Source organism: Pseudomonas sp. C9, from assembly GCF_002000165.1.
Taxonomy (GTDB): Bacteria; Pseudomonadota; Gammaproteobacteria; order Pseudomonadales; family Pseudomonadaceae; genus Aquipseudomonas.
In genome coordinates, this window is sequence record NZ_MPAK01000001.1 from 3,642,884 (window position 1) to 3,663,192 (window position 20,309).

The window sequence follows — 20,309 nt, forward strand, 5'->3', positions numbered from 1 at the left end:
GTCGGACGCGAGGCTTAGTCTCTGGAGGTCAAGTCCTCTAACAATAACGACAGGTGCCGCATGATCCCCAGAACCTTGTTCAGTTCCGAGCACGAACTCTTTCGCGACAGCGTGCGAACGTTCCTCGAAAAAGAAGCCGTGCCGTTCCATGCACAATGGGAAAAACAAGGCTATATCGACCGCAAGCTCTGGAACAAGGCAGGGGAGGCGGGGATGCTGTGCTCGCACTTGCCGGAGGAATACGGAGGGCTGGGGGCAGACTTTTTGTACAGCACGGTGGTGATCGAAGAGGTCGGGCGCCTGGGGTTGACCGGGATCGGTTTTTCCCTGCATTCGGACATCGTGGCGCCGTATATCCTGCATTACGGCAGTGAAGCGCTGAAGCATAAATACCTGCCAAAACTGGTGTCGGGCGAGATGGTCACGGCGATCGCCATGACCGAGCCGGGTGCAGGTTCCGACCTGCAAGGGGTAAAGACCACGGCGGTACTGGATGGCGACGAGTACGTCATCAATGGGTCGAAAACCTTCATCACCAACGGCTTTCTGGCGGACCTTGTGATTGTCGTGGCCAAGACTGATCCAAAGGCCGGGGCGAAGGGCACCAGCCTGTTTCTGGTGGAGGCCGACACACCGGGTTTTGACAAGGGCAAGCGTCTGGAAAAGGTCGGGATGAAGGCTCAGGACACGTCGGAGCTGTTCTTTCAGGACGTTCGTGTCCCCAAGGAAAACCTGCTGGGACAGGCCGGTATGGGCTTCGCTTACCTGATGCAGGAACTGCCGCAAGAACGCCTCACCGTGGCCGTCGGCGGGCTTGCGTCCGCTGAAGCTGCGTTGCAATGGACGCTGGACTACACCCGCGAGCGCAAGGCGTTTGGCAAAGCGATTGCCGACTTCCAGAACACTCGCTTCAAGCTGGCGGAAATGGCCACCGAGATCCAGATTGGCCGGGTTTTCGTCGACCGCTGCCTGGAGTTGCACCTGCAAGGCAAACTGGATGTGCCGACAGCGGCGATGGCCAAGTATTGGGGCACAGACCTGCAATGCAAGGTGCTCGACGAATGCGTGCAGTTGCATGGCGGCTACGGCTTCATGTGGGAATACCCGATTGCCCGGGCGTGGGCGGATGCGCGAGTGCAGCGGATTTATGCCGGCACTAACGAGATCATGAAAGAGATTATTGCGCGGTCGCTGTAATTTGCAGCGAATGGACTGACGCCTTCGCGAGCAAGCCCGCTCCCACATTCGACCGCATTCTTATGGGAGAACTCGGTTAAATGTGGGAGCGGGCTTGCTCGCGAAGGTTTTTTATCAGGCGATCAAGGCGCGGGGTTCGGGTGGTCCTTGTGGATCGCCTCAATCCCCTCCAGCACTTCATCCGACAGCTTCAGCTCGAAGCTGGCGATGTTGCTCTCCAGTTGTTCCATCGTCGTTGCACCAATGATGTTGCTGGTGACGAACGGTTGCTGGGTCACGAATGCCAATGCCATCTGCGCCGGGTCCAGACCATGTTCACGGGCCAGGGCGACGTAACGGCTGCACGCTGCTTCCGATTGTGGATTGAAATAGCGGCTGAAGCGGCTGTAGAGGCTCAGGCGGCCTTTCGGTGGGCGCGCGCCACCTTCGTACTTGCCCGAGAGAAAACCGAACGCCAGCGGCGAATAAGCGAGCAGGCCGCATTGTTCGCGAATGGCGATTTCTGCCAGGCCGACTTCAAAGCTGCGGTTGAGCAGGTTGTACGGGTTCTGGATTGATACGGCGCGAGGCCAGCCGCGGGCTTCGGCCAGGGCGAGGAAGCGCATGGTGCCCCATGGCGTTTCGTTGGACAGGCCGATGTGGCGGATCTTGCCGGCCTTGACCTGCTCGTCCAGCGCTTCGAGGGTGTCTTCCAGCGGCGTGAGGTTGGCTTCGCTCTTGTGTTTGTAGCCCAATTGGCCGAAGAAATTGGTGCTGCGTTCGGGCCAGTGCAGTTGATACAGATCGATGTAGTCGGTTTGCAAGCGCTTGAGGCTGGCATCTACGGCTTCTGTGATGTGCTGGCGGTTGTGGCGCAGGTTCTTGTCGCGGATGTAATCGATGGTGTTGCCGGGGCCGGCGATCTTGCTGGCGAGGATCCAGTCGGCGCGATCACCGCGACTTTTGAAGTAATTGCCGATGTAGCGTTCGGTGGTGGCGTAGGTTTCGGCCTTGGGTGGCACCGGGTACATTTCGGCGGTGTCGATGAAATTGATCCCGGCATTTTTGGCCCGTTCAATCTGGGCGAAGGCTTCAGCTTCACTGTTTTGCTCGCCCCAGGTCATGGTTCCGAGGCAGATGGCACTCACATTCAGATTGGTTCGGCCTAGCTGGCGATAGTCCATCGGGTGCTCCTTGAGCAAAACAATCATAAAAGCAGGTTGAATTATTTTTCGCAATCTGCATAATTGCGCACCTCTTTCTGCAGTGGAAGTGATGCGCCGCCGCCGAAGAATCTTGCCGTTGAACGGACGCGCCGACCCGAGCCCCCGAAAGCGTCTGTATCCGGCTGCCTTTGACTTGTCAAAGTACGCACTATTCAGTAAGATCCGCCGTCTAATTTACAGGGCGGCCCCTGAGGCTATAAAGAATGAAAACTTTTACTGCTAAACCGGAAACAGTACAGCGCGACTGGTTTGTCGTCGACGCTGCAGGTCAGACCCTGGGTCGTCTGGCCACCGAAATCGCGAGCCGTCTGCGTGGCAAGCATAAAGCTGAGTACACTCCTCACGTTGACACCGGCGATTACATCGTCGTTATCAATGCCGAGCAGATTCGTGTAACCGGTGCTAAAACCACCGACAAAATCTACTACTCCCACTCCGGTTTCCCGGGCGGCATCAAGTCGATCAACTTCGAAAAGCTGATCGCTAAAGCCCCTGAGCGCGTGATCGAGACCGCGGTCAAAGGCATGCTGCCTAAGAACCCGCTGGGTCGCGACATGTATCGTAAGCTGAAAGTCTATGCGGGCGCTGTACACCCTCATACTGCTCAGCAGCCCCAAGAACTGAAGTTTTAACGGAATAGTTCATTATGTCGGCGACTCAAAATTACGGCACTGGCCGTCGCAAGACCGCAACCGCACGCGTTTTCCTGCGTCCGGGTACTGGTAACATCTCCATCAACAACCGTTCGCTGGATAATTTCTTCGGCCGCGAAACTGCCCGCATGGTAGTTCGTCAGCCGCTGGAATTGACTGAGACTGTCGAGAAGTTCGACATCTACGTCACCGTGATCGGCGGTGGTGTAAGTGGTCAAGCTGGCGCAATCCGCCACGGTATCACTCGCGCTCTGATGCAGTACGACGAAACCCTGCGTGGCGCTCTGCGCAAAGCTGGCTTCGTTACTCGCGATGCTCGTGAAGTTGAACGTAAGAAAGTCGGTCTGCGTAAAGCGCGTAAGCGTCCGCAGTACTCGAAGCGTTAATACGCTTTCGCGTTCAAAAAAGAACGCCCAGTTTCCTCACGGAGCTGGGCGTTTTTTTGTGCGTGCGATTTATCAAAGAATTGCGCTGTGACAACTTGCCACATCCGTAGAGCCCCTATACTACAAGGCTTGGCAGTGGAGCCCCTCGGTAATTACCTTGTCAGAATTGGGGCTTTTCATTACCATTCGGCAAAATTTTTATAAGCACATAGATTTACTTAGTAGATGCCTGATTTAACAGGCCACAAAGCTGATGGGAGAGGACTGAATGAGCAATGACGGCGTGAATGCAGGCCGGCGTCGCTTCTTGGTAGCAGCCACATCCGTGGTGGGTGCTGCAGGAGCGGTGGGGGCTGCGGTCCCGTTCGTGGGGTCATGGTTTCCCAGTGCCAAGGCGAAAGCCGCAGGTGCACCGGTGAAAGTGAATGTCAGCAAAATCGAGCCAGGCCAGCAGATGATTGCTGAGTGGCGCGGCCAGCCGGTTTTCATTGTCCGCCGTACCGAGGAAATCCTGGGGAACCTGAAAAAGATCGAGGGCCAGCTCTCCGATCCGGATTCCAAGAACTCCACGCAACCTACATATGTTGATCCGGAGCTGCGTTCGATCAAGCCAGAGATTCTGCTGCTGATCGGTATTTGCACGCACCTGGGTTGCTCTCCGACCTTCCGTCCCGAAGTGGCACCCGCCGATCTGGGCAAGGACTGGGTAGGTGGCTATTTCTGCCCTTGCCACGGTTCCCATTACGATCTGGCTGGTCGCGTCTACAAGTCGCAACCTGCGCCTTTGAACCTGCCAGTTCCCCCGCATTCCTATGAGACCAATGACATCATTGTCATTGGCGTCGATACGGAGAAAGCGTGATGAGCAAGTTCATGGATTGGGTTGATGCGCGCTTTCCCGCGACCAAAATGTGGGAAGACCATCTCAGCAAGTACTACGCCCCGAAGAACTTCAACTTCTTCTATTTCTTTGGTTCCCTGGCATTGCTCGTTCTGGTCAACCAGATCGTCACCGGTGTCTGGCTGACCATGAGCTACACCCCGTCGGCGGAAGAGGCGTTTGCGTCCGTCGAATACATCATGCGCGACGTCGAGTACGGCTCGATCCTGCGTCTGCTGCACTCCACTGGCGCTTCGGCGTTCTTCATCGTGGTCTATCTGCACATGTTCCGTGGCTTGCTCTACGGTTCGTACCAGAAGCCGCGTGAGCTGGTGTGGGTGTTCGGCATGCTGATCTACCTGGCACTGATGGCCGAAGCCTTCATGGGTTACCTGCTGCCGTGGGGCCAGATGTCCTACTGGGGTGCCCAGGTGATCATCTCGCTGTTCGGTGCGATCCCGGTCATCGGTAACGACCTGACCCAGTGGATCCGTGGTGACTACCTGATTTCCGGGATTACCCTGAACCGCTTCTTCGCCTTGCACGTTGTTGCCCTGCCAATCGTGATTCTCGGTCTGGTGGTGCTGCACGTTCTGGCGTTGCACGAAGTCGGCTCGAACAACCCGGACGGCGTGGACATCAAGAAGTACAAAGACGAAAACGGCGTACCGCTGGACGGCATTGCCTTCCACCCGTACTACACCGTGAAAGATATCGTCGGCGTGGTGGTGTTCCTGTTCATCTTCTGCTCGATCGTGTTCTTCTTCCCGGAAATGGGCGGCTACTTCCTCGAGAAGCCAAACTTCGAAGTGGCGAACGCCTTCAAGACCCCAGAGCACATTGCTCCGGTCTGGTACTTCACGCCGTTCTACGCGATTCTGCGGGCGATTCCGGACAAGCTCCTGGGCGTTATCGCCATGGGCGCCGCCATTGCTGTGCTGTTCGTCCTGCCGTGGCTGGACCGTAGCCCGGTCAAGTCGATGCGCTACAAAGGCTGGCTGAGCAAGATCTGGCTGTGGGTGTTCTGCATTTCGTTCGTGATCCTGGGCGTGCTGGGCGTGTTGGCGCCAACTCCAGAGCGGACGTTGCTGTCGCAGGTGTGCACCTTCCTGTACTTCGCCTACTTCATTCTGATGCCGTTCTACACCAGGCTCGAGAAGACCAAACCGGTTCCGGAAAGGGTGACTGGCTGATGAAAAAGTTATTTTTTGCACTGATTTTTGCTGCTCTGCCTGTCCTGTCCTTCGCGGCCGAACACGGTGGTCCCGAGCTGGAAAAGGTCGATATCGACGTTTCTGACAAGGCTGCCCTGCAGGATGGCGCGCGTACCTTTGCCAACTATTGCATGGGTTGCCACAGCGCCAAGTTCCAGCGTTACGAACGTGTCGCCGATGACTTGGGCATTCCCCATGATCTGATGCTCTCGAACCTGGTGTTCACGGGCGCCAAGATTGGCGACCACATGAGCATCGGCATGCAGCCGGCGGACGCCAAGGCCTGGTTCGGTGCGGCTCCGCCCGACCTGACGCTGGTGGCTCGTGTTCGTGGTACTGACTGGCTCTACGGCTACCTGAAGTCGTTCTACGAAGATCCGTCGCGTCCATGGGGCGTGAACAACAAGGTCTTCCCGAACGTGGGTATGCCTAACGTCCTGGCGGGTCTGCAAGGCCGTCAGGTCGTGGGTTGCAAGCAGGTTCAGATCGTCGAAGACGGCAAGAAGCAATTTGATCCTCTGACCGGTACGGCGCTGACCCATGAAGCGTGCGATCAGTTGACCATCGTGCCGAAAAGCGGTGCTTTGACCCAAGAGCAGTTCGATGAGAAGGTCAAGAATCTGGTAACCTTCCTGGCTTACTCGGCTAACCCGGTTAAGCTGCAACATCAGCGCATAGGTACATACGTTTTGCTGTACCTGGCATTCTTCTTCGTATTCGCTTATTTGCTCAAGCGCGAATACTGGAAAGATGTGCACTGATAAAGCTTCAAGCTATTGCTGTTAATCGCGCGCGCCCAAGGGCGCCTCTGAAGGTGTAACGAGCCTGGTGAACCAGTCGTTACGGGAGGCGCCCTCTGGGCGCGCTCGTTTTTCCGCTTTCGATAATTTCTACAAGCGAGGAGGACCGCCATGGGCGTGACCAATCGGTTGGCCTGTTACTCCGACCCCGCCGACCACTATTCCCACCGAGTGCGTATCGTACTTGCAGAGAAGGGTGTCAGCGCCGAGATCATTTACGTGGAAGCTGGTCGTCAGCCGCCTAAACTGATTGAGGTGAACCCTTACGGAAGCCTGCCCACCCTGGTCGATCGTGACCTGGCGTTGTGGGAGTCGACCGTGGTGATGGAATATCTGGATGAGCGTTACCCGCACCCGCCCTTGCTGCCGGTTTATCCTGTGGCGCGTGCCAACAGCCGTTTGCTGATTCATCGTATACAGCGTGATTGGTGTGGCCTGGTGGATCTGATCCTGGATTCGCGGACCAAGGAAGCCGCCCGCGTTGTCGCTCGTAAAGAGTTGCGCGAAAGCCTGACGGGTGTGTCGCCGTTGTTCGCCGACAAGCCATTTTTCCTCAGCGAGGAACAAAGTCTGGTGGATTGCTGCCTATTGCCAATACTCTGGCGATTGCCAATTTTGGGTATTGAACTGCCGCGGCCTGCCAAGCCGCTGCTTGATTACATGGAGCGCTCGTTTGCGCGTGAGGCTTTCCAGGCAAGTCTGTCTGGTGTCGAACGCGATATGCGCTAAGGCTTAAGGAGCCGCTATGAACTCCAGTCGACCTTATCTGGTCCGCGCGCTCTACGAGTGGATTGTGGACAACGATTGCACCCCGCACATGCTGGTCAATTCCGAATATCCATCGGTGCAGGTGCCTCAGGGTTTTGCCAGTGACGGACAGATTGTCCTGAACGTGTCGCCACAAGCTGTGCGTCACCTGCACATGGATAACGAGGCGGTCAGTTTTGAAGGGCGTTTCGGCGGTGTGCCGCACACCTTGTACGTGCCTATCGCATCGATTCTGGGTATTTACGCCCGGGAGAATGGCCAGGGCATGGTGTTCGATCTGGAATCGCCTATGGAAGACGAGGAAGAGATCGAGCCGGATGATGATCTTCCGCCACCCGACAGCGAGCCGCCGCGTCCCAGTGGTCGACCCAGTTTGAAAGTGGTGAAGTAATAAAAAAGGCGATCCGGATGGATCGCCTTTTTTATTGTGTGTAGGAGCACGGCTTGCCGGCGATGGCGATCTTGAAGGCGCTATCGCCAGCAAGCTGTGCTCCTACAGGTTGATGGCGATTTCAAGGGCGCCATTGCCGGCAAGCCGTGCTCCTTGCAAGGTGGATGTCAGTCGATGTACTCAAACAGCTTCACGATCTTCTGTACACCTGAAACGCCTTGTACCAGGTTGGTCGCCTGAGCGGCTTCCTGTTTGGTCAGCAGGCCCAACAGGTAGACGATGCCGTTTTCGGTCACAACCTTGATCCGCGAGCCGGGGATGTTGGCATCGGTGAGCATCTGGGCCTTGATCTTGGTGGTCAGCCACGCGTCGTTCTGGCGGGCCAGCAAAGAGGAGGGCGGCAGAATCTGCAATTCGTTGTGGACGGTTTTTACCCGTTGAACAGCGGCAGCGGCCTGTTCGGCTTTGACCTTGAGGTCTTCGCGAGGTGTCTGCCCGGCGAGTAGTACCACGCCGTTGAAGCTGGTGACGACAATGTGTGAGTCCTTGTCCAGGGCCGGGTCGGCCTTGGCGACGTTTACACCGACTTTGGTATCGATCAGGGAGTCGTCGATTTTGCTGCCGAAGGTGCGTGTGCCACGGTCATCCTCAATCGGCGCTTCACGGCTGGCATTAACCACCGAGGTGCAGCCGCTGATGCCGAGGCACAGGGTCAAGGCCAGTAGGCCTAGGCGATTAGGGGTCATTCTTCACTCCCGAACAATTGGCTGTCGATCAAATCGCAAAGGCAATGGATCGCCAGCAGGTGAACTTCCTGAATGCGTGCGGTGACATTGGCCGGTACGCGAATCTCGACGTCTTCGTGCAATAGCAGTGACGCCATGCCGCCACCATCGCGACCGGTCAATGCTACGACAATCATTTCGCGATCATGTGCGGCCTGGATTGCCTGAATTATGTTTGCCGAGTTGCCGCTGGTGGAAATCGCGAGTAATACGTCGCCCGGCTGGCCCAGGGCGCGGATCTGTTTGGAGAAGATTTCGTTGTAGCTGTAGTCGTTGGCAATCGAGGTGATTGTCGAGCTGTCGGTAGTCAGCGCGATGGCTGGCAGGCTCGGGCGTTCACGCTCGAAGCGGTTGAGCAGCTCCGAGGAAAAGTGCTGGGCATCGCCGGCGGAACCGCCGTTGCCGCAGGAAAGCATTTTGCCCTCATTGAGCAGGGCGTTGACCATCACTTGGCTGGCTTGCTCGATGTGCGGTGCAAGTACGTCCATCGCCATTTGCTTGGTGTCGATACTGGCCTGAAAAAGCTGGCGAATTCGGGATTGCATGTCCATCTGTGTGACCTTAATTAGCGCGGCTACTTGGCACATGAATGTGCAGCCCGCAAAGCAAAGAGCAAAAATGTTGGGTGAAGGTGTCCGGTTCGTGACGCATGCGCTTAGCTGTCGAAGGCATTCTGCAGCCAGTTCAACTGATCAACGTTGCTGTCGATGGCAATCACGTCGAAGCGGCAAGGGGAATTGGCCCAACGCGACTCGCGCTGAAGAAAATACTGTGCGGCGAAAATCAGTTTCTGCCGTTTGCGCTCATCGATGCTATCGAGCGCGCCACCCCACTGGGTGTTTTTTCTGTAGCGGACTTCAACGAATACTACTGTATCGCCATCAAGCATGACCAGATCAAGCTCGCCACGTTTACACAACCAGTTCTGCGCCAACAGGCGCAGACCTTGTTGTTGCAGATGCTCGAGCGCATGGCGCTCGGCATCTTTACCGCTTTGCTGGCGTGACCTGTCGGGCATCAGTTCGGGGTATCCGGCAGGCGTTGAACCTGGCCGTTGACGAACTGGGCCCATGGCAACTGGCGCACGACGCGTTGGTTCGCAGTCATCCCCAGGCTGCCCGACTCACCCGCGATGCGGCTGTCCGGCAAGGCCTTGAGTTGCCCCAGGCGTGGTGCCAGACGGTAAGCATCAACGCCCATGGCGTACAGACGGCCGAGGCTGCCTGCCGCTTGTGGCCATTGAGCCGTGACTTGTTTGCGCAGGGGGTCGTTGGCGTCCAGCAACCACGGGGTTTCGCAGAAGCGGATGCCGTTCATGTCGTTGTACTGATTCACGTCGCCGCTGGCGCTGAACACGTGGGACGTGGCGTACACAGGGACGTCGCCGGCGTACTGGAAGTTCAGGGTCGGTTTGATCTGCTGGGCCTGTTGCGGTGTGGCGGCCAGGAAGATGAATTCGATGTCCTGACGACGCGAGGGCTGGGCTGCTACCTGCCCGCCGACAGTGCTTTGCAGGCTTTTGGCGCGGCCTTCGCTCTGGCGCAGCTGGAACATGTCAGCGATTTGCTGGGCCAGTTGAACCGGTTGGTCTACGCGCTCGGTGGCGACGATGCTGCCGCCGTTGGCTTGCCAGTCCTGGCTGAAGGCGCGCAGTACACGGTCGCCCCATTCACCTTTCGGCACCATGATGGCGGCGCGATGCAAGCCGTCGGCGCGAGCACGGCGAGACACTTCACGGGCTTCGTCTTCAGCAGCCAGACCAAACTGGAACAGTTGGGCCGGGCCTTGTTCACCTTCGCTGTAATTGAGCGCCAGGGTGGTAATCGGCAATTGCGGGCGAGCGCTGAGTTGTTTAACCAGTGGTTTTTCCAGCGGGCCGATCACCAGTTGCACGCCATCGGCCTGGGCCTTGCGGTAGAACTCGTCCATCGACGTCAGCTTCGAGCTGTCATAAAACTCGATGGCCGGTGGCTTCTGCCCGGATTGTTGGGCCTGGTAGTGAGCCGCCATGAAGCCTTCACGCAACGCTTTGCCGACCGATGCCAGCGGGCCGTCTTGTGGCAGCAGCAGGCCGATCTTGTTCAGCGGTTGGCTGGCCAGTTGCTTGAGATTGGTCAGTGCCAGCGGCAGATGTACGGCGGCCGGGTGTTTCGGGTTCTGGGCGCGCCAGTTATCGATTGCGGCTTGCTGTTGCTCCAGCGTCCCGGCTGTTTTCACAGCCAATGCCAGGCCCATCCAGCCGCCGAGGTCGTCGGAGGTGTTTGGCTGCAATTGGTCGGTAGGCAGGGAGGCAATCAGGGTCCAGATCGCTTCGTGGTTTTTGCTGGCCGCTTCACCACTCAGCATCGGCGCGATGAAAATACGCTCCCGTGCGGCAGCCAGGGTCTGGCCATCCGCTTCAAGGGCGCGGGCGTGAACAGTGCCAGTGCGAACTTGCTGTTCGGCTGGCAGCTCTCCCAGATATTTCAGGCTCGGATGGCTCAAGGCAGTCAGCGCTGCTTTGGGCTGATTGCGCACCATCGCCAGTTCTGCCGCCAGGGTACTGGCGAAAACTTGTGGGCCTGGCTTGAGTTGCTCGACCGGGACCTGTTGCAGGATTTGCGCGGATTGACCGGCATTCCCCTGACGGTAGGCCTGGTCAGCAGCGCTCAGGCGTAGCAGGGCGGCTTTTTCCGGGTCCTTGCTTTGGTTGGCCTGATCGAGCAGTTGCTCGATGCTGGCATCCGGGGTCCGTGGAAGTTCGCCAAGGCTGGAGGAGGGCGAGCTGGCGCAAGCCGCCAGCAAGGCAGCGAGGCAGAGGGCAGTGAACAGCCGCAGGCAAGCGATCATGTAGTGTTCCTGATACTCGATCAAATTAGCGTGGAATTGTACCCAAGCACTGGCCGGGGCGCGATGTTACTGGCGTGAATCGATCAATTTAGCTCGTGCAAATGTTGCAGCACCGCACAATTGGCAGAAAAAATCGGGAATGGCGAGGCGTATCGCAAGTGTCGCTACGCGCTACAATGTCGCCTTTTACCGATCATGAGGTGTGCGCTTTGACTGCTCCAGGTGCTTTGAATTCCGCTGCTGGCTCGCTTTATGTGGTGGCGACGCCCATCGGCAACCTGGACGACATCAGTGCACGCGCGCTGAAGATCCTGCGCGAGGTCGCGCTGATTGCTGCCGAAGATACGCGCCACTCCCAGCGGTTGATGCAGCATTTCGGCATCTCCACGCCGCTGGCGGCCTGCCACGAACACAATGAGCGAGATGAAGGTAGCCGTTTTATTACGCGTCTGCTGGCCGGCGATGATGTGGCGCTGATTTCGGATGCCGGCACACCGCTGATTTCCGATCCCGGCTATCACTTGGTGCGCCAGGCTCGTGCTGCGGGGATCAATGTGGTGCCGGTCCCGGGAGCGTGCGCCTTGATCGCGGCGTTATCGGCGGCGGGTCTGCCGTCCGACCGTTTTATCTTTGAAGGCTTCCTGCCGGCCAAGGCTGTCGGTCGCCGCGCTCGGCTGGAACTGGTTAAGGAAGAGCCGCGTACGCTGATTTTCTACGAGGCGCCGCACCGCATCCTTGAATGCCTGCAGGACATGGAATTGGTGTTCGGTGGCGAGCGTCCGGCATTGCTTGCTCGTGAAATCACCAAAACCTTTGAAACCCTTAAAGGTTTGCCATTGGCCGAGCTGCGCGAATTCGTTGAGGCGGACAGCAATCAGCAGCGTGGCGAATGTGTGGTGCTGGTCGCCGGCTGGACCGTGCCCGAGACGGAAGGCGCTGTCAGCAGCGAAGCCATGCGCATCCTCAATCTGCTGCTGGAAGAGATGCCACTCAAGCGTGCCGCGGCATTGGCGGCGCAAATCACCGGTGAGCGCAAAAATGTGTTGTATCAGATCGCGCTGGATCAGCAGAAGGGTGAGTAAAACCCGACGTGCAGGAGTGGCCAAAGGCGTTTAGCGCTTGTTCTTCGGCCGCTCTGCCGTTAACCTTCGCGGCGGAGAGTCGATCGGACAGTCGCTGCCCTCTATGAAAATTAGGGGGGGGAGGAAAGTCCGGGCTCCATAGGGCGAAGTGCCAGGTAATGCCTGGGAGGCGTGAGCCTACGGAAAGTGCCACAGAAAATAACCGCCTAAGCGCTTCGGCGCCGGTAAGGGTGAAAAGGTGCGGTAAGAGCGCACCGCACGTCTGGCAACAGTTCGTGGCTAGGTAAACCCCACTTGGAGCAAGACCAAATAGGGTCCCAAGGCGTGGCCCGCGCTGGGACCGGGTAGGTTGCTAAAGATGTCCAGTGATGGCCATCGTAGACGAATGACTGTTCAAGACAGAACCCGGCTTACAGATCGACTCTCCACCTTTTTTATCCCCCCTGTTTGAATCATTGAACAGGGCGCTGGTAGTAGCATTTTCCCTTCGTACAGAATCATCAGCAGAAGCGCTTTCGTAATACCGAAAAAATCTTACTCTTAACAAACTACTTTAACTTTCGAACGCAGCCTTCTGTGCTGATTCAAGTTATCGAACAAATTCATCTGTCAGATTCTCGTTCCTCCTCCTTTCCCTCTCCTAAATCTCAGTTCTGTAAGGGTTTTCCTTCAATCCGCGCCTTGACGGTGCGGTGGCCGCATTCCTATAGTGTGCGCAAGTGGCGGAAAGTGGCATGAAGTGGGTTTTTTGAACGTAAAACGCTAAAATTTGGAGAAACGCTGACGTGTTTCGCGGAGCTAACGCTATCAGTCTCGATGCAAAGGGCCGTCTCGCCATGCCGAGCCGGTACCGTGACGAGCTCGTTTCGCGTAGTTCCGGTCAGTTAATCGTCACCATTGATGCCGTTGATCCATGTTTGTGTGTTTACCCACTCGATGAGTGGGAAATAATTGAAACCAAACTGCGCGCACTGCCTTCGCTTCGCGAAGAGAACCGCCGCCTGCAACGTTTACTGATTGGTAATGCCGTCGATCTCGAGCTCGATGGCAGTGGTCGTTTTCTGGTTCCACCGCGTCTTCGTGAATATGCCAGGTTGGATAAGCGCGCGATGCTGGTAGGCCAACTGAACAAGTTCCAATTGTGGGACGAGGATGCCTGGGACGCGGTTTCTGCCGCTGACCTGGCTGCTATTCAACAACCGGGCGCCATGCCTGATGAACTGCGTGATTTGATCCTGTGACTATTGATAGCGGCTTTAACCACATCACCGTACTGCTTGACGAAGCCGTCGAGGCTCTCGCCGTACGTCCTGATGGCTGCTATCTGGATGGCACGTTCGGGCGCGGCGGGCACAGTCGGCTGATCTTGAGTCAGCTGGGGCCTGATGGTCGGTTGCTGGGATTTGATAAAGATCCTCAAGCGATTGCCACCGGGCAGACGCTAGCGGCCGAAGACGGCCGCTTTGTCGTTGTGCAGCGTAGCTTTGCCGAGCTCGGTTCGGAAGTGGCTGATCGCGGTCTGGCCGGCAAGGTCAGCGGCGTTTTGCTCGACCTCGGCGTGTCTTCGCCGCAACTCGACGACCCTGAACGCGGTTTCAGCTTCCTCAATGACGGCCCGCTGGACATGCGCATGGACCCCTCCCGCGGGATCAGCGCTGCCGAATTCGTCAACACCGCGCCGGTGGAAGAAATTGCTCGTGTGTTCAAAGAATATGGCGAAGAGCGTTTCTCCGGCCGCATGGCTCGTGCCGTGGCCGAGCGTCGTGACATCAAGCCGTTCGAGCGCACCGCTGACCTGGCCGAAGTCCTGAAAATTGCCAACCCTGCGTGGGAAAAAGGCAAGAACCCGGCGACCCGTGCGTTCCAGGGCCTGCGCATTCACGTCAACAACGAATTGGGCGATCTGGAAGCCGGCCTCGAAGCCGCACTGGAATGCCTGGAAGTCGGCGGCCGCCTGGTCGTTATCAGCTTCCATTCGCTGGAAGACCGCATCGTCAAACTGTTCATGCGCAAACTGGTGAAAGGCGAAGCCGACAACCTGCCGCGCAACCTGCCGGTTCGCCACGTTGCATTCGAACCGAAAATCAAAGTCCATGGCAAAGCGCAGACGGCCTCCGACGCCGAACTCAAAGCCAACCCACGTTCCCGTAGCGCCGTCATGCGCGTCGCGGAGAAGCTGCGGTGAGCAAGCTGTTCGCCAAGCCACTGCCCGGCGGAAGCTTTTTCATGCTGCTGCTGTTTGTTGGCGTGCTCGTTTCAGCGATCGGCGTGTCGTACAGCGCCCACTGGAACCGTCAGCTGTTGAACTCGCTGTACAACGAGTTGAGCGTGCGCGACAAGGCACAGGCAGAGTGGGGCCGCTTGATTCTCGAGCAAAGCACCTGGACCGCCCACAGCCGTATCGAAGTGCTGGCGAGCGAACAACTGAAGATGCACATTCCTGGCGCGGCTGACGTGAAGATGGTGGCGCCATGATGAAACTCGAAGGCGCAATGTTCCCATGGCGTTTCCGCGTGGTGCTGGGGTTGCTTGGCATCATGGTCGCGGCGATTTCCTGGCGCATCATCGATTTGCAAGTCGTCGACCGTGCCTTCCTCAAGGGGCAGGGTGATGCACGCAGCGTGCGCCATATTCCGATTCCGGCTCACCGTGGCCTGATCACGGATCGTAACGGCGAGCCTCTGGCCGTGAGTACGCCGGTCACTACCTTGTGGGCCAACGCCAAGGAAATGCAGCTGGCCAAAGAAAAGTGGCCTGCACTGGCGGCCGCGCTGGGTCAGGACCCGAAAGCGCTGGCTGAGCGTCTCGAAGCCCAGGCCAATAAAGAATTCATCTATCTGGTGCGCGGGCTGACCCCCGAGCAGGGCCAGTCGGTGCTCGACCTGAAAGTACCGGGCGTCTACGGCATCGAAGAATTCCGGCGTTTCTACCCGGCCGGTGAAGTCACCGCGCACATGGTTGGATTTACCGACATCGATGACCACGGTCGTGAAGGTGTCGAGCTGGCCTATGACGAATGGCTCGCCGGGGTTGCCGGTAAGCGTCAGGTCATAAAGGACCGGCGTGGACGACTGATCAAGGATGTCCAGGTCACCAAAAACGCCAAGGCCGGCAAGCCCTTGGCGTTGTCCATTGATCTGCGCCTGCAATACCTGGCCAACCGTGAACTGCGCAACGCGATCATCGAGAACGGTGCCAAGGCCGGCAGCCTGGTGATCATGGACGTGAAGACCGGCGAGATCCTCGCCATGGTCAACCAGCCGACCTACAACCCGAACAACCGTCGCAATCTGCAGCCAGCGATGATGCGTAACCGCGCGATGATCGACGTGTTCGAGCCTGGTTCGACCATGAAAGCGATCTCGATGAGCGCCGCGATCGAAACTGGCCGCTGGAAACCAAGTGACACCGTCGAGGTGTATCCGGGCTCCTTGCAGATCGGCAAGTACACCATCAAGGACGTATCCAAGACCGAAGGCCCGGTACTCGACTTGACCGGCATCCTGATCAATTCCAGTAACGTCGGCATGAGTAAGGTCGCGTTCGATATCGGCGGCGAAACCATTTTCCGTCTCGCGCAAAAAGTCGGTCTCGGCCAGGACACCGGCCTCGGCTTCCCGGGCGAGCGCGTCGGCAACCTGCCGAACTACCGCGAGTGGCGCAAGGCTGAAACCGCGACGCTGTCCTACGGCTACGGTATTTCCGTGACGGCGATTCAGCTGGTTCACGCCTTTTCGGCGTTGGCCAACAACGGTCGCCTCGCTCCTTTGACCCTGATCAAAACCGACAAGGCGCCGCAGACCACGCAAGTGCTGCCGGAAGCCGTCGCAAAAACCATGCAAGGCATGCTGACCCAGGTGATCGAGGCGCCGCGCGGTGTGTTCCGTGCGCAGGTGCCGGCCTATCACGTGGCTGGCAAGTCGGGTACTGCGCGTAAGACGTCGGTGGGCACCAAGGGCTACGCCGAGAACTCTTACCGCTCGCTGTTCGCCGGCTTCGGCCCGATGAGCGATCCGCGTTATGCCATCGTCGTGGTGATCGACGAACCGACCAAGGCCGGTTACTTCGGTGGTCTGGTGTCGGCGCCGGTGTTCAGCAAAGTGATGTCCGGGACGCTGCGCCTGATGAACATCACGCCGGACAACCTGCCGCCGACACAAACCGCGAACGCCACCCCCGTTGTTCCGCTGAAAGCCAATGGAGGGCGCGGCTGATGTCTCTGAGTCTCAACAAGATTTTCGCCCACGCTGGCCGCGATCTATTGATCCGCGAATTGGCGCTCGACAGCCGCAACGTGCGCGCTGGCGACTTGTTTCTCGCTGTTCCTGGCGGGCGTTTCGATGGGCGCGCGCACATCGCCGACGCCTTGCAGCGTGGCGCTGCCGCTGTGGCTTACGAAGTCGAAGGCGCGACCGTATTGCCGATCACCGACGTGCCGCTGATTCCGGTCAAAGGCCTGGCGGCGCAGCTGTCGGACATCGCCGGGCGTTTTTATGGCGACCCGAGCCGTCACTTGAATCTGGTGGGCGTGACCGGTACCAACGGTAAAACCAGCGTGACCCAATTGGTGGCCCAGGCGCTCGATCTGCTCGGTCAACACTGCGGCATCGTCGGCACGTTGGGCTCCGGTTTCTACGGGGCGCTGGAAAGCGGCCTGCACACCACACCGAATCCAATCGCCGTGCAAGCAACCCTGGCCGACCTGAAAAAGGCCGGTGCCAAAGCCGTTGCCATGGAGGTCTCCTCTCACGGCCTGGATCAGGGCCGTGTGAGCGCGCTGGCCTTCGATGTGGCGGTGATGACCAACCTGTCCCGCGATCACCTCGATTATCACGGCACCATGCAGGCCTACGGCGAAGCCAAGGCCAAGTTGTTTGCGTGGAGCGATCTGAAGTGCCGGGTGGTTAACCTCGACGACGCATTCGGACGGCAACTGGCCGCCGAAAGGCGTGAGTCGCGTTTGATCACCTACAGCCTGGAAGACAGCAGCGCCTACCTGTATTGCCGCGAAGCGCAATTTGACGACGAAGGCGTGCGCGCCACATTGGTCACGCCGCAGGGCGAGCACCATTTGCGCAGCACGTTGCTCGGTCGCTTCAACCTGAGCAACGTCCTGGCCGCAGTCGGCGCGTTGCTCGGTCTGGACTATGCGCTGGACGAAATTCTCAACATTCTGCCGAAGCTTGAAGGCCCGGCCGGTCGCATGCAGCGCCTCGGTGGCGGTACTCAGCCGCTGGTGGTGGTCGATTACGCCCACACCCCGGACGCGCTGGAAAAAGTCCTGATGGCCCTGCGTCCGCACGCCAAGGGTCGCCTGCTGTGCCTGTTCGGCTGCGGCGGTGATCGTGATCGCGGCAAGCGTCCGCTGATGGCCGAAGTGGTCGAGCGCCTGGCCGACGGCGTACTGGTCACCGATGACAACCCACGTACCGAAGACCCGTCAGTGATATTCGATGACATCCGCGCCGGCTTCAAGGCTGTGGATAAAGTGACGTTCGTGGCTGGCCGTGGCCAGGCGATTGCCCAGTTGATCGCTGGCGCTTCAGTGGATGACGTGATTGTCCTGGCCGGTAAAGGTCACGAGGACTATCAGGAAATCAACGGTGAGCGTCACGACTTCTCCGATTTGGTCGAGGCCGATCACGCCCTGACCGCATGGGAGGTGGCGCATGCTTAAAGCCTTGAAACTCAGTGAATTGACCGGTGCGCTGAACGCTCGTCTGATCGCAGCCGATGCCACGTTCGACGGCGTCAGCATCGACAGTCGCGCGATCAAGCCTGGCCAATTGTTTATTGCCCTGACTGGCCCGCGTTTTGACGGTCATGACTATTTGAACGATGTCGCCGCCAAGGGCGCTGTCGGTGCATTGGTCGAACGCGAAGTTGCCAACAGTGCGTTGCCGCAATTGCTGGTCAAGGACACCCGTCAGGCACTGGGTCAACTGGGCGCGCTGAACCGTTTGGCGTTCACCAACCCGGTTGCGGCCGTCACCGGCTCAAGTGGCAAGACCACCGTCAAGGAAATGCTCGCCAGCATCCTGCGCACGCGCGGTCCGGTACTGGCCACCCGTGGCAACCTGAACAATGACCTCGGCGTGCCGCTGACCTTGCTTGAATTGGCGCCGGAACACACCGCTGCCGTAATCGAACTCGGTGCTTCGCGTCTTGGCGAAATTGCCTACACCGTAGGCATGACCAAGCCTCACGTGGCCATCCTCAACAATGCCGGGACTGCTCACGTTGGCGAGTTCGGCGGGCCGGAAAAAATCGTTGAAGCCAAAGGCGAAATTATTGAAGGGCTAGAGGCCGATGGCATCGCCGTTCTTAATCTCGACGACAAGGCTTTTGAAATCTGGAAGACCCGCGCTGCCGGTCGCAAAGTGCTGACATTTGCCCTGAGCAACCTCAGTGCCGACTTCTACGCCAGCGACCTGGACCGCGATGCTCGCGGTTGCCCGGCGTTCAACCTGCACACACCTGAAGGGGTGGAGCGCGTTCAACTGAACCTGCTCGGCACCCATAACGTTGCCAACGCCATGGCCGCCGCCGCCGCTGCTCATGCCTTGGGCGTGTCGTTGTCGGGCATCGCCGCCGGCCTGGGCGCCGTGCAACCGGTCAAGGGGCGCACCGTTGCGCAACTGGCCACCAACGGCGTGCGCGTAATTGACGACACGTACAACGCGAACCCGACCTCCATGTGCGCCGCCGTTGATATACTCGCCGGCTTTTCCGGTCGCACCGTCCTGGTGCTCGGGGATATCGGCGAGTTGGGCGATTGGGCGGAGCAGGGGCACCGTGATGTGGGCGAATACGCCCGCGGCAAGGTGTCCGCGCTGTATGCCGTCGGCCCCAACATGGTTCACGCCGTAAACGCTTTCGGTCCACAGGCCTTTCACTTCAGCACTCAGGCTGAGCTGATCAAGGCCCTGGGCGCCGAGCAAGACACCAACACCACCATTTTGATCAAGGGCTCGCGCAGCGCTGCGATGGAAAACATCGTCGCCGCATTGTGCGGGTCCAGTCTGGAGAAACATTAATGCTGCTGCTGCTAGCGGAGTATCTGCAACAGTTCTACAAAGGCTTCGCGGTCTTTCAGTACCTGACCCTGCGCGGGATTCTCGGTGTGCTGACCGCGCTGGTCTTGTCGCTGTGCTATGGCCCATGGATGATCCGCACGTTGCAGAACCGTCAGATCGGTCAATCCGTTCGCAATGATGGCCCGCAGTCGCACCTGTCCAAGTCGGGTACACCGACCATGGGCGGCGCGCTGATTCTGTCGTCCATCGGTGTCAGCACCTTGCTTTGGGCCGACCTGAGCAACCGTTATGTCTGGACGGTGCTGCTGGTGACGTTGCTGTTCGGCGCGATCGGCTGGGTCGACGACTACCGCAAAGTGATCGAGAAGAACTCCCGTGGCTTGCCGAGCCGCTGGAAGTATTTCTGGCAGTCGGTGTTTGGCCTGGGCGCAGCCATCTTCCTTTATATGACCGCTGCTACACCGGTGGAAACCACCCTGATCCTGCCGATGCTCAAGGATTACAGTATTCCGTTGGGTGCAGGCTTCATCGTCCTGACCTACTTCGTGATTGTCGGTTCGAGCAACGCGGTCAACCTGACCGACGGTCTCGACGGCCTGGCAATCATGCCGACCGTGATGGTTGGTGGTGGTCTGGGGATCTTCTGCTACCTCTCGGGTAACGTGAAATTTGCTGAATACCTGCTGATCCCTTATGTACCGGGCGCGGGCGAATTGATTGTGTTCTGCGGCGCCCTGATCGGTGCGGGCCTCGGCTTCCTGTGGTTCAACACCTACCCGGCACAGGTTTTCATGGGTGACGTCGGCGCGCTGGCGCTGGGCGCGGCCCTGGGCACCATCGCGGTGATCGTCCGTCAGGAAATCGTCCTGTTCATCATGGGCGGTGTGTTCGTCATGGAAACCCTGTCCGTCGTCATCCAGGTTGCGTCTTTCAAGTTGACCGGTCGCCGCGTGTTCCGCATGGCACCGATCCATCACCACTTTGAACTCAAGGGCTGGCCTGAGCCGCGCGTGATCGTCCGTTTCTGGATCATCACCGTGATTCTCGTGCTGGTTGGCCTTGCCACCCTGAAGCTGAGGTAG

The 20,309-nt window shown here is 58.5% G+C and carries 21 protein-coding genes and 1 other RNA gene; 17 read left to right on the plus strand and 5 right to left on the minus strand.

The genetic code is table 11. From position 1 onward, the window contains the following. The first annotated feature begins 60 nt into the window (after positions 1 to 60). Positions 61 to 1,197 carry an acyl-CoA dehydrogenase family protein gene (locus tag BMS17_RS17010; RefSeq protein WP_046026713.1) on the plus strand — a complete coding sequence of 379 codons (1,137 nt, stop codon included), beginning with the start codon at positions 61 to 63 and terminating at the stop codon, positions 1,195 to 1,197. 122 nt (positions 1,198 to 1,319) lie between these two features. Here the strand turns inward: BMS17_RS17010 and BMS17_RS17015 are convergent, their stop codons facing one another. Continuing rightward, a complete protein-coding gene (locus BMS17_RS17015; protein ID WP_046026712.1) occupies positions 1,320 to 2,360 on the minus strand; it encodes an NADP(H)-dependent aldo-keto reductase in 1,041 nt (346 codons plus the stop codon). A gap of 245 nt (positions 2,361 to 2,605) precedes the next feature. On the opposite strand from BMS17_RS17015, the gene rplM reads away from it, so the two are divergent. The 7 genes from rplM to BMS17_RS17050 all read left to right on the plus strand — a co-directional run bounded on the left by rplM (position 2,606) and on the right by BMS17_RS17050 (position 7,494). Beyond that, on the plus strand, positions 2,606 to 3,034 hold the full coding sequence (gene rplM / locus BMS17_RS17020; RefSeq protein WP_007905295.1) for a 50S ribosomal protein L13: 429 nt from the start codon (positions 2,606 to 2,608) through the stop codon (positions 3,032 to 3,034). Positions 3,035 to 3,048: 14 nt separating this feature from the next. After that, complete coding sequence (gene rpsI / locus BMS17_RS17025) at positions 3,049 to 3,441, plus strand: 30S ribosomal protein S9 (RefSeq protein WP_002555064.1); 393 nt, start codon at positions 3,049 to 3,051, stop codon at positions 3,439 to 3,441. 268 nt (positions 3,442 to 3,709) lie between these two features. After that, complete coding sequence (petA, locus tag BMS17_RS17030; RefSeq protein WP_046026711.1) at positions 3,710 to 4,303, plus strand: ubiquinol-cytochrome c reductase iron-sulfur subunit; 594 nt, start codon at positions 3,710 to 3,712, stop codon at positions 4,301 to 4,303. Further along, the gene (locus BMS17_RS17035; protein WP_046026710.1) at positions 4,303 to 5,514 is read left to right on the plus strand and encodes a cytochrome bc complex cytochrome b subunit; all 1,212 of its coding nucleotides are present in this window, start codon (positions 4,303 to 4,305) and stop codon (positions 5,512 to 5,514) included. Before petA ends, BMS17_RS17035 begins: the two co-directional genes overlap by 1 nt. Continuing rightward, on the plus strand, positions 5,514 to 6,296 hold the full coding sequence (locus BMS17_RS17040; protein ID WP_046026709.1) for a cytochrome c1: 783 nt from the start codon (positions 5,514 to 5,516) through the stop codon (positions 6,294 to 6,296). The genes BMS17_RS17035 and BMS17_RS17040 overlap by 1 nt, the downstream gene beginning before the upstream one ends. 150 nt (positions 6,297 to 6,446) lie before the next feature. Beyond that, a complete protein-coding gene (locus BMS17_RS17045; protein WP_007905304.1) occupies positions 6,447 to 7,064 on the plus strand; it encodes a glutathione S-transferase N-terminal domain-containing protein in 618 nt (205 codons plus the stop codon). 16 nt (positions 7,065 to 7,080) lie between these two features. Then, entirely contained in the window at positions 7,081 to 7,494 is a 414-nt protein-coding gene (locus BMS17_RS17050; protein WP_046026708.1) for a ClpXP protease specificity-enhancing factor, read from the plus strand. 167 nt (positions 7,495 to 7,661) lie between these two features. On the opposite strand, the gene BMS17_RS17055 is transcribed toward BMS17_RS17050, so the two are convergent. The 4 genes from BMS17_RS17055 to BMS17_RS17070 form a co-directional block, all read right to left on the minus strand. After that, on the minus strand, positions 7,662 to 8,240 hold the full coding sequence (locus tag BMS17_RS17055) for a BON domain-containing protein (RefSeq protein WP_046026707.1): 579 nt from the start codon (positions 8,238 to 8,240) through the stop codon (positions 7,662 to 7,664). Then, positions 8,237 to 8,830 (minus strand): phosphoheptose isomerase, encoded by a 594-nt coding sequence (locus BMS17_RS17060; protein WP_046026706.1) that lies wholly within the window; start codon positions 8,828 to 8,830, stop codon positions 8,237 to 8,239. Before BMS17_RS17060 ends, BMS17_RS17055 begins: the two co-directional genes overlap by 4 nt. A 104-nt stretch (positions 8,831 to 8,934) precedes the next feature. Then, positions 8,935 to 9,297 carry a YraN family protein gene (locus BMS17_RS17065; RefSeq protein ID WP_046026705.1) on the minus strand — a complete coding sequence of 121 codons (363 nt, stop codon included), beginning with the start codon at positions 9,295 to 9,297 and terminating at the stop codon, positions 8,935 to 8,937. Continuing rightward, positions 9,297 to 11,108 carry a penicillin-binding protein activator gene (locus BMS17_RS17070; RefSeq protein WP_046026704.1) on the minus strand — a complete coding sequence of 604 codons (1,812 nt, stop codon included), beginning with the start codon at positions 11,106 to 11,108 and terminating at the stop codon, positions 9,297 to 9,299. The genes BMS17_RS17065 and BMS17_RS17070 overlap by 1 nt, the downstream gene beginning before the upstream one ends. 176 nt (positions 11,109 to 11,284) lie before the next feature. Here BMS17_RS17070 and rsmI point away from each other — a divergent pair, with 176 nt between their 5' ends. The 9 genes from rsmI to mraY all read left to right on the plus strand — a co-directional run bounded on the left by rsmI (position 11,285) and on the right by mraY (position 20,309). Next, the gene (gene rsmI, locus BMS17_RS17075) at positions 11,285 to 12,190 is read left to right on the plus strand and encodes a 16S rRNA (cytidine(1402)-2'-O)-methyltransferase (RefSeq protein WP_175648973.1); all 906 of its coding nucleotides are present in this window, start codon (positions 11,285 to 11,287) and stop codon (positions 12,188 to 12,190) included. Positions 12,191 to 12,265: 75 nt separating this feature from the next. Beyond that, positions 12,266 to 12,619, plus strand: an RNA gene (gene rnpB / locus BMS17_RS17080) — RNase P RNA component class A. Between the two features lie 356 nt (positions 12,620 to 12,975). After that, the gene (gene mraZ, locus BMS17_RS17085) at positions 12,976 to 13,431 is read left to right on the plus strand and encodes a division/cell wall cluster transcriptional repressor MraZ (RefSeq protein ID WP_008025967.1); all 456 of its coding nucleotides are present in this window, start codon (positions 12,976 to 12,978) and stop codon (positions 13,429 to 13,431) included. Further along, positions 13,428 to 14,375 carry a 16S rRNA (cytosine(1402)-N(4))-methyltransferase RsmH gene (gene rsmH, locus BMS17_RS17090; RefSeq protein WP_046026703.1) on the plus strand — a complete coding sequence of 316 codons (948 nt, stop codon included), beginning with the start codon at positions 13,428 to 13,430 and terminating at the stop codon, positions 14,373 to 14,375. Before mraZ ends, rsmH begins: the two co-directional genes overlap by 4 nt. After that, on the plus strand, positions 14,372 to 14,665 hold the full coding sequence (gene ftsL / locus BMS17_RS17095) for a cell division protein FtsL (RefSeq protein ID WP_046026702.1): 294 nt from the start codon (positions 14,372 to 14,374) through the stop codon (positions 14,663 to 14,665). The genes rsmH and ftsL overlap by 4 nt, the downstream gene beginning before the upstream one ends. Next, positions 14,665 to 16,404 (plus strand): penicillin-binding protein 2, encoded by a 1,740-nt coding sequence (locus tag BMS17_RS17100; protein ID WP_175649036.1) that lies wholly within the window; start codon positions 14,665 to 14,667, stop codon positions 16,402 to 16,404. The genes ftsL and BMS17_RS17100 overlap by 1 nt, the downstream gene beginning before the upstream one ends. Beyond that, the gene (locus BMS17_RS17105) at positions 16,404 to 17,867 is read left to right on the plus strand and encodes a UDP-N-acetylmuramoyl-L-alanyl-D-glutamate--2,6-diaminopimelate ligase (protein ID WP_077431280.1); all 1,464 of its coding nucleotides are present in this window, start codon (positions 16,404 to 16,406) and stop codon (positions 17,865 to 17,867) included. The genes BMS17_RS17100 and BMS17_RS17105 overlap by 1 nt, the downstream gene beginning before the upstream one ends. Then, positions 17,860 to 19,227: a UDP-N-acetylmuramoyl-tripeptide--D-alanyl-D-alanine ligase gene (gene murF / locus BMS17_RS17110; protein ID WP_046026699.1), complete on the plus strand. Its 1,368-nt coding sequence runs from the start codon at positions 17,860 to 17,862 to the stop codon at positions 19,225 to 19,227. Before BMS17_RS17105 ends, murF begins: the two co-directional genes overlap by 8 nt. Then, positions 19,227 to 20,309 carry a phospho-N-acetylmuramoyl-pentapeptide-transferase gene (gene mraY / locus BMS17_RS17115; RefSeq protein WP_046026697.1) on the plus strand — a complete coding sequence of 361 codons (1,083 nt, stop codon included), beginning with the start codon at positions 19,227 to 19,229 and terminating at the stop codon, positions 20,307 to 20,309. Before murF ends, mraY begins: the two co-directional genes overlap by 1 nt.